Origin of the sequence: Ottowia sp. SB7-C50 (genome assembly GCF_033110285.1) — a bacterium.
In the GTDB taxonomy this organism is placed as follows: Bacteria; Pseudomonadota; Gammaproteobacteria; order Burkholderiales; family Burkholderiaceae_C; genus Ottowia.
The window spans coordinates 3,280,019-3,294,822 of the sequence record NZ_CP136995.1; the positions used below are offsets into that span (position 1 = coordinate 3,280,019).

13 protein-coding genes are annotated in these 14,804 nt (G+C 68.5%); 5 read left to right on the top strand and 8 right to left on the bottom strand.

What is annotated here, in order from left to right; translation table 11 throughout:
* The first annotated feature begins 34 nt into the window (after positions 1–34).
* Positions 35–685, top strand: coding sequence for a glutathione S-transferase (locus tag R0D99_RS15680; RefSeq protein ID WP_317749113.1), 651 nt, complete (start codon positions 35–37; stop codon positions 683–685).
* Here the strand turns inward: R0D99_RS15680 and R0D99_RS15685 are convergent, their stop codons facing one another.
* Both R0D99_RS15685 and R0D99_RS15690 read right to left on the bottom strand, forming a co-directional pair.
* Complete coding sequence (locus R0D99_RS15685) at positions 686–1,795, bottom strand: Fic family protein (RefSeq protein ID WP_317749114.1); 1,110 nt, start codon at positions 1,793–1,795, stop codon at positions 686–688.
* 145 nt (positions 1,796–1,940) lie between these two features.
* Positions 1,941–2,756: an enoyl-CoA hydratase/isomerase family protein gene (locus R0D99_RS15690; RefSeq protein WP_317749115.1), complete on the bottom strand. Its 816-nt coding sequence runs from the start codon at positions 2,754–2,756 to the stop codon at positions 1,941–1,943.
* A gap of 74 nt (positions 2,757–2,830) precedes the next feature.
* Here R0D99_RS15690 and R0D99_RS15695 point away from each other — a divergent pair, with 74 nt between their 5' ends.
* A complete protein-coding gene (locus R0D99_RS15695; protein ID WP_317749116.1) occupies positions 2,831–3,244 on the top strand; it encodes a VOC family protein in 414 nt (137 codons plus the stop codon).
* A 4-nt stretch (positions 3,245–3,248) separates the two neighbouring features.
* On the opposite strand, the gene R0D99_RS15700 is transcribed toward R0D99_RS15695, so the two are convergent.
* Positions 3,249–4,091, bottom strand: a complete 843-nt coding sequence (locus tag R0D99_RS15700) for a DMT family transporter (protein WP_317749117.1) — start codon at positions 4,089–4,091, stop codon at positions 3,249–3,251.
* A 252-nt stretch (positions 4,092–4,343) separates the two neighbouring features.
* Positions 4,344–5,354, bottom strand: a complete 1,011-nt coding sequence (locus R0D99_RS15705) for a fumarylacetoacetate hydrolase family protein (protein ID WP_317749118.1) — start codon at positions 5,352–5,354, stop codon at positions 4,344–4,346.
* A gap of 86 nt (positions 5,355–5,440) precedes the next feature.
* Between R0D99_RS15705 and R0D99_RS15710 the strand changes: the two genes are divergently transcribed.
* Entirely contained in the window at positions 5,441–6,532 is a 1,092-nt protein-coding gene (locus tag R0D99_RS15710) for a DUF3108 domain-containing protein (protein ID WP_317749119.1), read from the top strand.
* 144 nt (positions 6,533–6,676) lie between these two features.
* Positions 6,677–6,958, top strand: coding sequence for a DUF3567 domain-containing protein (locus R0D99_RS15715; protein ID WP_317749120.1), 282 nt, complete (start codon positions 6,677–6,679; stop codon positions 6,956–6,958).
* 110 nt (positions 6,959–7,068) lie between these two features.
* Here the strand turns inward: R0D99_RS15715 and R0D99_RS15720 are convergent, their stop codons facing one another.
* On the bottom strand, positions 7,069–8,172 hold the full coding sequence (locus R0D99_RS15720; RefSeq protein ID WP_416365937.1) for an AbrB family transcriptional regulator: 1,104 nt from the start codon (positions 8,170–8,172) through the stop codon (positions 7,069–7,071).
* 18 nt (positions 8,173–8,190) lie between these two features.
* Here R0D99_RS15720 and R0D99_RS15725 point away from each other — a divergent pair, with 18 nt between their 5' ends.
* The gene (locus R0D99_RS15725; RefSeq protein WP_317749121.1) at positions 8,191–9,042 is read left to right on the top strand and encodes a ChaN family lipoprotein; all 852 of its coding nucleotides are present in this window, start codon (positions 8,191–8,193) and stop codon (positions 9,040–9,042) included.
* A 59-nt stretch (positions 9,043–9,101) separates the two neighbouring features.
* Here the strand turns inward: R0D99_RS15725 and R0D99_RS15730 are convergent, their stop codons facing one another.
* The 3 genes from R0D99_RS15730 to R0D99_RS15740 form a co-directional block, all read right to left on the bottom strand.
* Positions 9,102–9,524: a hypothetical protein gene (locus R0D99_RS15730; protein ID WP_317749122.1), complete on the bottom strand. Its 423-nt coding sequence runs from the start codon at positions 9,522–9,524 to the stop codon at positions 9,102–9,104.
* A 131-nt stretch (positions 9,525–9,655) separates the two neighbouring features.
* Positions 9,656–12,940, bottom strand: coding sequence for an acetyl-CoA carboxylase family protein (locus R0D99_RS15735; RefSeq protein ID WP_317749123.1), 3,285 nt, complete (start codon positions 12,938–12,940; stop codon positions 9,656–9,658).
* Between the two features lie 150 nt (positions 12,941–13,090).
* Positions 13,091–14,704: an AMP-binding protein gene (locus R0D99_RS15740; RefSeq protein ID WP_317749124.1), complete on the bottom strand. Its 1,614-nt coding sequence runs from the start codon at positions 14,702–14,704 to the stop codon at positions 13,091–13,093.
* Positions 14,705–14,804 lie beyond the last annotated feature (100 nt).

Genomic DNA, 14,804 nt, shown 5'->3' on the forward strand with positions numbered 1-14,804 from the left:
AGCTGCGCAGGCAAACCATCTGTCGGAGACCACCATGCTCAAGCTCTGCGGCTTCGCCGCCAGCAACTACTACAACAAGGTCAAGCTCGCGCTGCTCGAAAAAGGCGTGCCGTTCGAGGAAGTGCTGGCCTGGGTCGGCGAGACCGACCCGGCCGCCAGCCCCATCGGCAAGGTGCCCTATGCCATCACCGACGACGGCCCGCTGTCCGAATCGACCGTCCTGCTGGAGTACATCGAAGCCAAGTACCCCCAGCACCCGCTGCTGCCCGCCGACCCCTACGCCGCCGCCCGCGTGCGCGAACTGGTGCGCTACATCGAGCTGCACCTGGAACTGGTGGCGCGCAACCTGTACCCCGAGGCCTTCTTCGGCGGCAAGGTCAGCGACGGCCTGAAGGACAAGCTGCGGCCGCAGCTTGAAAAGCACATCGCCGGCTTCGGCCAGCTGGCCAGGTTCTCGCCCTTCGTCGCCGGCGACAGCTTCACCCTGGCCGACTGCGCCGCCGCCGTCCACCTGCCGCTGGTCAGCAGCGCGACGAAGATCGTCTACGGCGAAGACCTGCTGGCCGGCCTGCCAGTGAAGGACTACCTCAAGCGCATCGGCGAGCGGCCGGCGGTGCAGAAGGTGAATGCGGATCGCAAGACGAATACCGAGCAGATGCTGGCGCGGTTGAAGGCCAAGGCCTGATCAACGCGGCAAGCCGCCGCCGCGGTACAGCGTTTCGATGGGTGTCCTGCGCGTCAGAATTTCTGTCAGCACGGGATTGACATAGTAGTTCTGCCGCCCGCTTTTTTGCTTGACCAGCAGGCCATCCTGCGCCAGCAGGTCAAGGTACTTCGTCGCCGTCAGGCGCGAGACGCCCAGGTCGCGCTGCAAGTGGTCGATCTTTGTGTACGGATGCATGAACAGGTTGTTGATCAAGTCCTGGCTGTAGAACTTGTAGCCGTCGCGTATGCGATGCTTGTAATCGAACAGGGCGGTCTTGATGTCGCCGATGGTGGCGATCGTCTGCCGCGCGGTCTGTTGCACGGCGGTCAGCATGTACAGCACCCAGTCTTCCCACGTGTCCGCCTCGCGCGTGGATTGCAGCAGACGGTAGTAGTCGGCCTTGGTGTTGACGATGAAATGGCTGAGATACAGCACGGGCGTGTCCAGCAGGCCCTGCTGCACAAGGTACAGCACGTTCAGGATGCGGCCGGTGCGGCCGTTGCCGTCATAAAAGGGGTGGATGCTCTCGAACTGGTGGTGAATGAGCGCCATCTTGATCAACGGATCGGCGGCCCACAACTCTGGCGTATTGATGAACCGCTCCAGGTCGCCCATCAGGCGCTGCACCTCTGCGGGGTCCTGCGGCGGCGTGTACACGGTGCGCCCGGCGCCATCGCGCAGCGCGGTCCCGGGCAGCTTGCGAAAGCCGGCATGGTTCTGCTCCAGCTCGGCCTGGATGGCGACGAGGTGATTGGCGGTCAGCAGCCCCGTGTCACGCACCAGCGCAAATCCCGTCTGCAGCGCCTGGCGATAGCGGAGCACTTCCTTGGCGGCCGGCCCGGCGGCCGGCTCGGGCTGAAGGGCACCCTTGAACAGTTCGTCGTGCGTGGTGACGATGTTCTCGATCTCGGAGCTGTCCTTGGCCTCCTGCAAGGCCAGCGTGTTGATGAGGATGTTCTGGTTGGGAATGGAGGCGACCAGCCCCTTCAACTCGGCCAGCGCGCGGCTGCTGCTGGCCAGCGCCTTCAGGATCGCCGGCGTGTCGAAGCGCGCGGGATCCATCGATTCAAGCGGGGCGATCACCGTCATTTGGTGCAAGAGCGATGAAAAGGCTCTGTCCTATACATGTCCGCTCTTAAATGCATAAAGATATCATATTTTTATGCATGTCTGCACGGACAATGGCAGAGCTTTCACTTTTCCATGCAAATCGGATGCGGCCTGCCTCACCAGTTCACGGAGTTGAATACTTCGGCGCCCGCCGTTCGCGCAGGCTCGCCACGCCTTCCTGCACGTCCGGTCCGGCGAAGCCCATGAATTCGAGCGCGAGGGAGGTGTCGAAGCTCGGCCCCGCCTGCCGGTACCAGTTGTTGAGCGAATACTTGGTCCAGCGGATCGCGGTGGTGCTGCCGGCGGCCAGCTTGTCGGCCACTTCGTAGGCCTTGTCCAGCAACTGGTCGTCCTCCACGGCCAGCGACACCAGGCCGATGCGCTCGGCTTCTTCGCCCGTCACGGCTTCGCACAGCATCAGGTAGTACTTGGCCTTGGCCATGCCGCACAGCAGCGGCCAGCAGATGGCGGCATGGTCACCCGCCGCCACGCCCAGGCGCGTATGGCCGTCCACGATCTTCGCGCTCTTGGCGGCAATCGAGATGTCGGCCAGCAGCCCCGCCACCAGCCCCGCGCCCACCGCCGGGCCGTGCATGGCGCTGACGATGGGCTTGTCGCAGTTGATGACGTTGTAGACCAGGTCGCGCGCCTCTTTCCACACGCGCGTGCGCACGGCAAAGTCGCTGGCCATGTCCTGCACCAGCGCCAGGTCGCCGCCGCCCGAAAAGCCCATGCCTTCGCCGCGCAGCACCACGGCGCGCACGCTGTCGTCCTGGTCGATGTCGCGCCAGATCTCGCACAGCTCCCAGTGGCCGTCGTGCGCGGCGGTGGGCAGCTTGCCGTTCTTGGCCCTCATCTGCAGGTCCAGCACGGCGTTGTTGGCGCCGCGGCGCGTGATGTTGAAGGTGGTGTAGCGGCTGTAATCGACGGTGCGGCTCATGGGTGTCTCCTCGGAAATGATGCGAACGATGATAGCGAGGCGCCGCAAGCGCCCGATGCCGCTATGCTGCCCGCATGAAAGCCCTGTTCCACCTGGCCTACCACGTGACGGACCTTGACGCGGCGCGCCGCTTCTACGGCGGCGTGCTGGGCTGCCGCGAAGGCCGCAGCACCGACACGTGGGTCGATTTCGACTTCTTCGGCCACCAGATCTCGCTGCACCTGGGCGAGCCGTTCAAGACCACCGACACCGGCCGCGTGGGCGACCACTGGGTTCCAATGCCGCACCTGGGCCTAATCCTGCAGCGCGCCGACTGGCAGGCCATGGCCGACCGGCTGACCGCTGCCGGCACCGCGTTCGTCATCGCGCCGCACCTGCGCTTTGCCGGCCAGCCGGGCGAGCAATGGACCATGTTCTTCCGCGATCCGTTCGGCAATCCGATCGAGGTCAAGGGCTTCGAGGACCTGGCGTCGGTGTACGCTGCCTGACGCCTCAGGCCGCCGGCCGCGCGCGAAACACCAGCACCAGCCCGGCGACAACCAGCCCCAAACCCATCATCGCCAGCGGCGCCATGCGGTTGCCCAGCAGCCACCAGTCCAGCAGCGCCGTGCCGCCCGGCACCAGATAGAACAGGCTGGTCACGTTGACCAGGTTGCCCGCGCGAAGCAGGCGGTACAGCAGCACCGTGGCGCCCACCGAGATCACCGCGCCCAGCCACAGCACCGACACCGCCAGCATCGGATGCGCATCCAGCCGCAGCGGCTGCGTAGGCAGCAGCGCCAGGCACAACACCAGCGCCACCGCGCACTGCAGCGGCAGCACGCGCGTGGGCGGCTGCGCGATGCGCTTTTGCGCCATGGTGCCCAGCGTGATGCAGCCCAGCGCCGCCAGCGCCCAGCCCACGCCGGCCACCGACACGCGCGCGTGCAACAGGCTGTCAAGCACCACCAGCACCAGCCCGGCCAGTGCCAACGCCAGCCCCAGCCAGCGCAGGGCGGGCGCCTTGCGCTCTTGAAACAGCAGCGTCACGATGGGCTGCACACCCAGGATGGTGGCCAGCGCGCCGGGCGTCAGGCCGTGGTCCAGCGCCAGAAAGTACGCGCACGAATAGCCGCCCACCAGCAGCAGGCCGGTGGCCGCCACCTGCCATCGCGTGCCCGGTTCCGGCAGCCCATGCCGGCTGCGCCAGCCCAGCAGGCACAGCACCGCCAGCGCCACGCCGAAGCGCAGCGTCAGCAAGACAAACGGAGAGGCATGGTCCAGCCCCCAACGTGAAAAGATGGCGCCGCTGCTCCACAGCAGCACGAACAGCGCCGTCGGCCATGCGTTCAACATGATGAGTCACCCGAGAGAAAAAGTCCTTCCACCACGCAGCACGCACAAGCGCGCCACGGGCGCCGAGGCCGGCGCCAGGTCGGCCGGTGCGTCAGGCGAAGGGGTTCAGCCCATCGCCCGCGCGCCCGCGGGAGGGGCGGCGACGGCGGGAGGACTCAGGTGACGAGGGGACATGGACGGATGATAGCGGGGCTGGACGCCGGCTCACTCATGCTATCTTTATTATAGCTTCAAGCGCTTTACCAGAAAGCGCTAGGCGCCAAATTGACTTACTTTCTGGTCGATGGCGCCAAACACCGACATGCCATCCCTGCCCTTCATCTCGATGCGCACGGTGTCGCCGAATTTCATGTAGTCGGTTTGCGGTGCGCCATCCTGCAGGGTTTCCATGGCGCGCTTTTCAGCGATGCAGCCATAACCCTTGGGCCAGTCGCGGCGGCCGTCCTTTTCGACGCCGGGGTTGCTGACGGTGCCGCTGCCGACGATGCTGCCGGCGCGCAGGCGCCGCGTGCGCGCGGCGTGGGCGATGAGCTGGCCAAAGTGAAAGCGCATGTCGGGGCCGGCGTCGCACATCGCCACCTTGCGGCCGTTCCAGCTGACCTGCATCGTCAGGTGCAAGCGGCCTTCCTGCCAGGCGTCGCCCAGTTCGTCGGGCGTGACGGCGACGGGGCCGAAGGCGGTTGAGGGCTTGCCGTGGAAGAAGCCGAAACCCTTGGCCAGTTCGTCGGGGATCAGGTGGCGCAGGCTGACGTCGTTGACCAGCATCAGCAGGCGGATCGCGTCCAGGCCCTGCTCGGGCGTGGCGGCCATGGGCACGTCGCCGGTGATGACGGCCAATTCGGCCTCGAAATCGATGCCGAAGGATTCGCTGGCGACGCGGATGTCGTCCTGCGCGCCCAGAAGATCGTCGCTGCCGCCCTGGTACATCAGCGGCTCGGTGAAGTAACTCTCGGGCACTTCGCTGCCGCGCGCGGCGCGCACCAGCTCGACGTGGTTCAGGTAGGCCGAGCCGTCGGCCCACTGGTAGGCGCGCGGCAGCGGCGCCATGCACAGCGCCGGATCGAACGGGAACGCGTGCCGCGCCTTGCCGTGGTTGAGCGTGTCGCTCAGGTCCTGCAACTGCGGCGAAATGAAGTTCCAGTCGTCCAGCGCCTGCTGCAGGCGGCTGGCGATGCCGGTCGCATAATGGGCCGTGGTCAGGTCGCGCGAGACGACCACCAGTTGCCCGTCGCGCGAGCCGTCTTTGTAGGTTGCCAGTTTCATGAATGCTTGGGACTCGATGCACCCGCGCCCACCGAGGGCGGCGCGTCCAAAGGGCACCAGCCCGGCGGCTGGCGGCATGGCGCTGAATGGCCGAAGCGGATTCTAGGCGCTGGCCTGCGCCCTGGCGGCGCCCGCCGCTGCCACTGCTGGCCGCCGTGATGGCGGCGCATGCGCTGCTGCTGGGGCTGCGCCCACCGCCCGCCACGCCGTCGGTGCGGCCGGCGGCACCGGTGGTACAGGTGCGCGTGGTCGATGCGCCTGCCCCAGGCGCGCATCAGCATGCGGACCGACCGGCAGAGCCGCGCCTGGCCACGCCGCAGGCACCGCAGCGCGTGGTCATGGCCTCGCCCGTGTCGCGGCCGGCGGCGCGTGCGGCGCCGGATCGCGCGGTGGCCAGAAATGCAGCGGCGCGCACCGCGACGGCTAGGCCGGCGACGATGGCGGCCGTCGCTGTGGCCGAGCCGCCAGCCGATCGCACGCCCGAAGCCGCGCCCACGCCGTCCGCAGCGCCCGCGGCCCACGACAGCCCGCCCGCCCCGGTGCGACTGCCGACGTCGGCACGGCTGCGCTACCAGGTACATGGCACGGCGCGCGGCCAGCCGTTCGATACCGAGGCGCAGCTGACATGGCAGCGCGACGGCGACCGCTACGAAGCCGAATGGACGGTGCAACTGCCCGCACAGGGCCAGCGCACGCAGCGCAGCGAAGGGGCGGTGACCGTGGCGGGCCTGGCGCCCGCGCGCTACGCCGAACAGGCGCGCGGCGAACGCGCGGCCCACTTTGACCCGGCGGGCGGCCGCATCCGCTTTTCGGCCAACACGCCCGATGCCGCGCTGCGCCCGGGCGCGCAGGACCGCTTGAGCGCGCCCCTGCAACTGGGCGGCCTGATCGCCGCCGCGCCGCACCGCTACCTGCCCGGCGACGTCATCGTGCTGCCCACCGCCGGCGTGCGCGACGCCGAGCCCTGGCAGTGGGAGGTGCTGCCCGACGAAGTGCTGCAGATTGACGACCGCCCCCTGCCCTGCACGAAGCTGGTGCGCCACCCGCGGCGCGACTACGACGCGCGGGTCGAGCTGTGGCTGGCGCGCGACCACGCCTATCTGCCGGCGCGCCTGCGCACCACGGCGTTCAACGGCGATGTGGTCGACCAGCAGCTGGCCGCCCTGCCGCCCCGTTGAGCGGCGCGCCCCGGGCCTATCCTGCCGCGCGCCCTTGGCTGACACGCGCTGGGCGGGGCTGCGTACACCTTGAAAGCGGCTGATGCGTTGTTATATGCAGGTACTGAAACCACTTCAGTCCATTCTGAAAGGCTCTACCCACTGATGAACACGCTTTACGATTCCGACAGCTTCGCGGTCGTTCACCTGCTGCCCGACGCGCCGACCGGCACGCCCGTGCAAGAAGGCAAGCCCGTGCTCGCGCGCCACGGATTCGAGATCGTGGACAAGCGGTCCGGCAAGGAGGTCTATCTGGACGGTCTGTGGGCCGAGCTGTTCCAGCAGCGCATTGCCGCCTGGCAGATGAACACGCCCACGCAGGAAGAGGTCGAAGACACGCTCGAAGGCTACGCCGAACTGGCGCAGAACCCGGTGGTGGTTCACTGACGACCAACCCGAAGCGCTGACGCGACTCCCCTCAAGGGGCGCACCTGGCAGCCGGTACAAGCCCGGCGGCGGGTGCCACGAACAGGCCCGCGCTGAAGAGCTGGGCCTTTTCATTTTCTGGCACCGCTACGCGCCGACCACCAGCGGAACATCGGCTCGGCCAGCAGCAGCACGGCCACCAGGCGGCAGACCTGAAACGCCGTCACCACCGGCACCCCCAGTTGCAGCACCTTGGCGGTGATCGCCATTTCGGTGATGCCGCCGGGCGACGTGGCCAGCATCAGCGTCACCGGATGAATGCCGGTGGCCCACGACAACACCCAGGCAAACGCGCCGCACAGTGCGATCATGCCCAGCGTGCCCAGCACGGCGGCCAGCAGCCAGCGCGGCGCGGCGTGCAGAAACTGGCGCGTGAAGCGCACGCCCAGGCTGATGCCGATCACCAGTTGCGCCGCGTTGGTCAATGCCGTCGGCACGGCCGACAGATGCACGCCCGCCATGGTCGGCACCATGGCCGCCAGCAGCGCGCCGATGAACCAGGGGTTGGCGCGGCCCGTCAGCCGCATCAGCCACGCACCGGCACCGGTGGCCAGCGCCAGCCACAGCAGGCCGGGCCATTCGGCCACGCGCGGGCCGGGCGGCGTCATGTCCAGCGCCTGCAGGTGCCAGTGCTGCTTGGCCCATTGCATCGCAAACGGAATGCTGAGCACCACCACGGCCATGCGCACGCTGTGCGCCGCCGCCACCAGGTCGGTGCGGGCGCCGCAGCGTTCGGCCAGCAACGTCATTTCCGAAGCCCCGCCGATGGCGCCCGAGAAATACGTCGTCGCGCGCCGCTCCGTCGGCGTCAGCCCCTGCAGCCCGTCGGCCAGCGCCCTTTGCAGCCAGGCGCCAAAACCCAGGCCCAGCGCCGTGGCCCACAGTATCGCCAGCGCCACCGCCCACCACAGGCTCAACACCAGCGCGGTGACTTCGGGCGTGAAGTACAGCCCCAGCGCCGCGCCGATGGCCCATTGGCCGCCGTTGCGCAAGGCGTTGCTGCTGTAGGTCGGCGCGCCCGCCATGGTCGCAAAGGCCGTCGCCAGCAGCGGGCCGATCATCCACGGAATGGGCGTGTGCCACGCGACGCACAGCTGCGCCGCCAGGCCGGCCAGCAGCAGGGTGATCAGCGCGCGCAGCCAGCGCGACGGATGAAAGCGGGGTGGAATCAACAAGGTGTTTAGTATGGCGCGATGGCCCGACCCGCCCTGCTTGCCGCCGCGCTGTGCATTGCCCTGCTGACCAGTGCCGGCTGCACCACGTCGCCGCCCCTGACCGCCGATGAACAGGCGCGCCTGTCAGCCCTGCTGCCGGCCGCCGTGCTGTTGCTGGGCGAACAGCACGATGCGCCCGACCACCAGCAACTGCAGCGCCAGACCGTGCAGTGGCTGGCAGACCAGGGCCGTCTGGCGGCGGTGGCGATGGAAATGGCCGAGCAAGGGCACAGCACGGCAGGCCTGGCTTCCAGCGCCAGCGAATCCACTGTGCGCGCAGCCCTGGCGTGGGACAACGCGGGCTGGCCGTGGAAGACGTACGGCCCCGTCGTAATGACCGCCGTGCGCGCCGGCGTGCCCGTGCTGGGCGCCAACCTGCCGATGCGACATCTGCGCGAAGCCATGGCCGACGCCACGCTGGACGCGCGCCTGCCACCCCTGGCGCTGCAGACGCAGCAGCAACGCATTCGGGAAGGCCACTGCGACGCCTTGCCCGAGACGCAGATCGGGCCGATGACGCGGGTTCAGATCGCACGCGACCGCGCGATGGCGGACACCGTGGTCAGCGCACTGCAGCCTGGCAAGACCGTGGTGCTGATCGCCGGCAACGGCCACGTGGAGCGCAGCCTGGGCGTGCCGCTGCATCTTCCTGGCAAGGTGGTGGCGAAGGTGGTGACGGCGCGTGCTGCCGCCGCGAATCGCTCTGCATCACCCAGCGAAGCGGGCGCGGCCGACCTCACCTGGGCCACGCCGCCACGCCCGCTGCGGGACTACTGCGCCGAGTTCCGCGCCAGGCCAGCGTCGGGCCGCCGTGGCGCTGAAGTCAAATGACAGCGACCCCGCCTGGCGCAGCCTGAGCCGGCATCACACCAGCCGGTGGCGCTATCGTTTTAATACCGGCGCGGGTTGTTGGGAAAGCGGTCGCGGTGGTTGGGCACGCCATCACCGTCGCGATCACGGTCGTAACGGTTGGGCACGCCATCGCGGTCACGGTCCCAGCCGGGGCGGCTGTACACCCACCGGTTGTTCTGCTGGCGCCACTGCGGTGCGCGGTAGGCGTAACCGGGGCGCGCCTTCACCCAGTAACCGCGGCGCCACACGTACTGGCCATTGACCCATTGGTAGTGGCCGGGCGACCACACGTAGCCGCGGCGCGGGGCCGGCATGCGTTCGGCACGCACCGGTGGTGGTGGCACCTGCACCGTGATCACCGGTTGCGCGCTGGCCGCCGTGGGCAAGGCCAGCGACCCGAAGGCCGAGAAGGCGACCGCGGAGGCGGCAAGAAAGCCCTTGGTCAAGGTGAATTTCGACATGTCAGACTCCTTTGTGTCGAGGTTCGGGACGGTTCATGCTCGGGCTGGGGTGTAAACCCCGTGCGAAGCCTGGGCAAAGTTGTCCCGCGCCCCGTATCTGACGCCTGCGCCAGCGGCCAGGCCGCCGGCACTCACCAGGTGTCGATGTAGGACGAATGACCGCCGCGCTCGGGCGCCGCCGCCGACAGCCCGCGCGCCAGCCAGGCGCGCGTCTCGGCCGGGTCGATCACGGCGTCGATCTCCAGCGTGGTCGCCATGTTCATGGCTTCGCCGTGGTGGTATTGCTGTGCCACCAGTTTGTTGAACAGCGCGTCGCGCTCGGGGCCTTCGGCCACCGCCTCCAGCTCCTTTCGAAAGCCCAGGCGCACCGCGCCTTCCAGCCCCATGCCGCCGAATTCGCCGGTGGGCCACGAAATGGTGAAGAAGGGTGCATGAAAGCCCCCCGCCGCCATGCCCATCGCCCCTAGGCCGTAGCCCTTGCGCAGCACCACGCTGAAGAAGGGCACGCGCAGCGCGGCGGCGGTGACGAACAGGCGGCTGACGTGGCGCACCTGCGCGGTCTTTTCGATGTCGGGCCCGACCATGAAGCCGGGCGTGTCGATCAGGCTCACGATGGGCAGCCCATGCGCGTTGCACAGCTGCATGAAGCGCGCGCCCTTGTCGGCCGCCGGCGCGTCGATGGCACCGCCCAGGTGCAGCGGGTTGCTGGCCATCAGGCCCACCGGCCGCCCTTCGATGCGCGCCAGCGCGGTGTGGATGCCCACACCAAAGCCGGTGCGCAGCGGCAGCAGGCTGCCTTCATCCACCAGCCCCACCATCGCGGCGCGCGTGTCGTACACGCGCAGGCGGTTCTCGGGCACCACGGCGCGAAGCAGGCGCGAGTCGGGCGTGATCCACTCCTTCGTGCGGCCCTGAAAGAAGCCCAGGTACTGGCGCGCGGCGTGCACGGCGGCCGCTTCATCGTCCACCAGCACGTCGATCACGCCGTTGGCGTGCTGCACGTCGCTGGGGCCGACCTGCTCGGGCGTGAACACGCCCAGCCCGCCGCCCTCGATCATGGCCGGGCCGCCCATGCCGATGTTGCTGTCTTTCGTCGCAATGATCACGTCGCTGCAGCCCAGCAGCGCGGCATTGCCGGCAAAGCAGCGCCCCGCCACCACCCCGACCACCGGCACCTGGCCCGACAGCGCGCCGTAGGCGGCAAAGGTGTGCACGTGCAAGCCAGCCAGCACATTGGCGTCCACATCGCCCGGCCGGCCGCCGCCGCCTTCGGCGAACAGCACCACGGGCAGCTTTTCCTGCAGCGCGATGCCCAGGATGCGATCCGTCTTGGCGTGGTTGCGCATCCCCTGCGTGCCGGCCAGCACCGTGGCGTCGTAGGCCATCACGGCGGTGCGGGCGCACTCGGCGCCGAAGATGAGGCCGTTGACGCCGCCCACGCCCGTCACCATGCCGTCGGCGGGCGTGTTGGCGATCAGGTCTTCCACGCTGCGGCGGCGCGTCTGCGCGGCAATGGCGAGCGCGCCGTATTCGATGAAGCTGCCTTCGTCGCACAGGTCGGCAATGTTCTCGCGCGCCGTGCGCAGGCCGCGCGCGTGGCGCTTGGCGATGGCGTCGGGGCGCGCGGCGTCCAGCGTGAAGGCGTGGCGGTCGATCACGCGCTGCAGGTCGGCGCGGATGTGGTGGGGGTCGTGCGCCGCCGCGTCCTCGGCGGCGTGCGCTGCCGCGTGCTCGGCTTCTTCCAGGACCAGGATCACGTCGCCTTGGGCGAGATACGCACCGTCATGAGCAAAACGCTGGCGCACGATGCCGGCGTGCGGCGCCGCGAGCACGTGCTGCATCTTCATGGCTTCCAGCACGGCGAGTTCAGCGCCCCTCGGCACCGTGTCGCCCACGGCCACCGACAACTGCACCAGCCGCGCCGGCATGGGGGCCAGCACGGCGCCTTCGGGGGCTTCGATAGCGGGATCACGGGCTTTTATGTCTTTGGGGCCTCCAGCGCTTTCCTGACAAGCGCGGGCAGCTATCTTTTCAGAAGCACTCACCAACTCCGGCAGCACCGATTCGAGCCAACGCGTGTGTACCGATTGCGCCGCCATTTCAGGCCGCTCGGCCAGCGCGCGCAGCAGGTTCAGGTTATTGGCGACGCCGTCAATGCGCGTCTCGGATAGCGCGCGGCGCGAGCGGCGCAGCGCGTCGGCAAAGTCGCGGCCGGCCGAGTGCACGATGAGCTTGGCCAGCAGCGCGTCGTAGTGCGGCGAGGGCGCGGCGCCGGCCACGCCGTGCGTGTCGACGCGCACGCCGGGGCCTTGCGGCAGGTCAAAGCGCGTGAGCGTGCCGTGGCCCGGCGTGGCGCTGCCATCGGCCGCCAGCGTTTCGGCGTTGATGCGCCACTGGATGGCGTAGCCGCGCGGCGCGGGCGGCGCTGTAGGGTCGAGTCCCAGATCCGCCAAGCGCTGCCCCGCAGCCAACGCAATCTGCGCCTGCACCAGATCGACACCCGTCACGGCCTCGGTGATGGTGTGCTCCACCTGCAGGCGCGCGTTGGCTTCGATGAAGACGAACGGCAAATCAGCCGAATCCAGATCGACCAGAAATTCGAAGGTGCCCAACCCTTCATAGCGCACCGCGCGCGCCATGGTGAGCGCGGCCTCCACGATGCGCGCCCGCAGCGCATCGGGCAGGCTGGGGCTGGGCGCAATTTCCACCAGCTTCTGAAAGCGCCGTTGCAGCGTGCATTCGCGCTCGCCCAGCGCCATCACCTGCTGGCCGTCGCCCAGCACCTGCACCTCGATGTGGCGCGCGCCGCGCATCAGGCGCTCGACATACACGTCGGCCATGCCGAAAGCGGCCAGCGCCTCGCCGCGGCAGCGCTCGTAGGCGGCGGCCAGGTCAGCTTCATTTTGAATAGCGCGCATGCCGCGCCCGCCGCCGCCGCCCACGGCCTTGATGACAATGCCGTTGGCGGCATGCTGGGCGAAGAAGGCGCGCGCCTCGTCCAGCGTCACCGCGTGCGACACGCCCGGCATCAGCGGCACGCCGCAGCGCGCAGCCAGCTCGCGCGCGGCGGCCTTGTCGCCGAACAGCGCCAGTTGCTCGGGCGTGGGGCCGATGAAGCGAATGCCCGCCGCCGCAGAGGCGCGCGCGAAGTCGGCGCGCTCGCTCAAAAAGCCGTAGCCGGGATGCAGCGCGTCGCAGCCGCGATCGCGCGCGATGGCGATGAGCCGCGCGCCCTCCAGATACGCCGCCGGCCCGCTGGCGCCGAGCGCCACCGCCTCATCGGCAGCCGTCACGTGCGGCGCGGCGGCATCGTCGTCGGCAAACACCGCCACGCTGGCCACGCCCATGTCGCGCAGTGCGCGGACGATGCGCAGGGCGACTTCGCCGCGATTGGCGATGAGGATTTTCTTGAACATCGGTCTTCTTTATGCGTTGCAAGAACAGCCGGACGCGAAGAACGCAAAAGTTACGCGAAGGACGCGAAAGAAATAAAAATTTTTGTTTTTCTTTTTGCGTCCTTCGCGAATCCTTCGCGCCCTTCGCGTCCGGTATTCGGTATTCGGTATTCAGGGCCCCGACCTCAACAAGCGCCGCAACACCTTGCCCGCCCCCGTGGTCGGCAGCGCGTCGATGAACTCGACGTACTTCGGCACCTTGTACGTCGCCATGTTGTCGCGGCTCCAGGCGATCAGTTCGTCGGCCGCCAGCGCGGCGCCGGGCTTCTTGACGATGAAGGCCTTGACCACCTCGCCCTTGTCGGCATCGGGTTCGGCCAGCACCGCCGCCTGCGCCACGGCGGGGTGCTTGATGAGGATGGTTTCGACTTCCTCCGGGAACACGCTGTAGCCCGAGACCTTGATCATTTCCTTGTTGCGGCCGATGAAGGTGAGGTAGCCCTCGGCGTCCAGCTTGCCCATGTCGCCGGTCCAGACCCAGCCATCTTTCAGCGTCTTGGCGGTGGCGTCAGGCTTGTTCCAGTAGCCCTTGAAGTTGCCGGGCGACCTGAGCGTGATCTCGCCCACCTCGCCGGGCGCTTTCTCGGCACCCGTGTCGGGATCGACGATGCGGATGGTGACGCCCGGCATCGGCTTGCCGTGCGTGCCCCAGCGGATGGCGTCGGGCGGCATGCCGGTGTCCATGGTGTGCGTTTCGCTCAGGCCATAGGCGGCTTCGTACGACACACAATCGCCGCCCGCAAAGGCCTGCCATTGCTGGGCCAGCGGCTCGGTGAACGTGATGCCGAAGCTGGTGACCGGGTTGCGGCGCAAAGATTTGAGGTTGAAGCGCGCCGCATCCGGCACCTGCATGCAGGCCACGTTCATGGGCGCGATGGAGTACCAGTGCGTGACGCCGTGCTGCGCAATGGCCTGCAGCACCGCCACCGGGTCAAAGCGGAACAGCAGCACCTGCGTGGCGCCCACCAGAATCGGCGTGTTCACGCCCATCAGCATGCCGGCGATGTGGTACAGGGGCGCGACCGACAGCGACACGTCGCCCGCCTGCAGGCCCGAGGCCTGCGCCGTGACCGCGGTCTTGAACAGCGCGTTGCCAAAGCTCAGCATGGCGCCCTTGGGCAGCCCGGTGGTGCCGCTGGTGTAGGTCATCAGCGCCACGTCGTCCATGTCGATGTTTTCAGGCGCAGGTAGACGGCCTGCCTGCGCACCGTGCTGCGCAATTTGTAGCGCGTCACTCACGCCGTGGGGCAGCGGCTGTGCGGGCGTTTGCAGCTCGGGCGGCACGGCCAGCGTCGGTTCGGCGGGCAGCAGATCGGTGTAGCGCACCGCGAGCACGTGCTGCAGCGCGGTCTGCGCGCGCACCTGCTCCACGATGGGCAGCAGGTTGTCGGCGGCAATGATGACGCGCGCCTTCAGGTCATCCAGCTGGTATTGCAGCTCATGCGCCTTGTTGAGCGGTCCGCAGGGGCACACGATGGCGCCGATCTTCTGGATGGCGTAGTGCGCCACCACGTACTGCGGGCAGTTGTTCATGAACAGCGCCACCGGCTCGCCCTTGGCGACACCGAGCGATTGCAGGTGCGCGCCCAGGGCATCGCTCCAGTCGTCAAGCTCGCGCCACGTGATGGCGCGGCCGTACCAGTGGATGGCCGGCGCGTCGGGCTTTTCGCGCGCGTGGCGGCGCAGGTGCTGGTGCAGGGGCTGGTCCGGGGCGGCTGCGGGCATGGTGCGGGCTCCTTGTGTCTCGCGCGCGACGGGCTGCGGGTTTGCACGGGTCGCGGCGGCTTGGCGTCGTTTCAATATAGCGATTTGACGGGGTGCCCGG

Excerpts from the sequence above, each read along its gene's own strand:
- R0D99_RS15680 (WP_317749113.1), top strand. The coding sequence starts at position 35 with ATGCTCAAGCTCTGCGGCTTCGCCGCCAGCAACTACTACAACAAGGTC.
- R0D99_RS15685 (WP_317749114.1), bottom strand. The coding sequence starts at position 1,795 with ATGACGGTGATCGCCCCGCTTGAATCGATGGATCCCGCGCGCTTCGAC.
- R0D99_RS15690 (WP_317749115.1), bottom strand. The coding sequence starts at position 2,756 with ATGAGCCGCACCGTCGATTACAGCCGCTACACCACCTTCAACATCACG.
- R0D99_RS15695 (WP_317749116.1), top strand. The coding sequence starts at position 2,831 with ATGAAAGCCCTGTTCCACCTGGCCTACCACGTGACGGACCTTGACGCG.
- R0D99_RS15700 (WP_317749117.1), bottom strand. The coding sequence starts at position 4,091 with ATGTTGAACGCATGGCCGACGGCGCTGTTCGTGCTGCTGTGGAGCAGC.
- R0D99_RS15705 (WP_317749118.1), bottom strand. The coding sequence starts at position 5,354 with ATGAAACTGGCAACCTACAAAGACGGCTCGCGCGACGGGCAACTGGTG.
- R0D99_RS15710 (WP_317749119.1), top strand. The coding sequence starts at position 5,441 with ATGGCCGAAGCGGATTCTAGGCGCTGGCCTGCGCCCTGGCGGCGCCCG.
- R0D99_RS15715 (WP_317749120.1), top strand. The coding sequence starts at position 6,677 with ATGAACACGCTTTACGATTCCGACAGCTTCGCGGTCGTTCACCTGCTG.
- R0D99_RS15725 (WP_317749121.1), top strand. The coding sequence starts at position 8,191 with ATGGCCCGACCCGCCCTGCTTGCCGCCGCGCTGTGCATTGCCCTGCTG.
- R0D99_RS15730 (WP_317749122.1), bottom strand. The coding sequence starts at position 9,524 with ATGTCGAAATTCACCTTGACCAAGGGCTTTCTTGCCGCCTCCGCGGTC.
- R0D99_RS15735 (WP_317749123.1), bottom strand. The coding sequence starts at position 12,940 with ATGTTCAAGAAAATCCTCATCGCCAATCGCGGCGAAGTCGCCCTGCGC.
- R0D99_RS15740 (WP_317749124.1), bottom strand. The coding sequence starts at position 14,704 with ATGCCCGCAGCCGCCCCGGACCAGCCCCTGCACCAGCACCTGCGCCGC.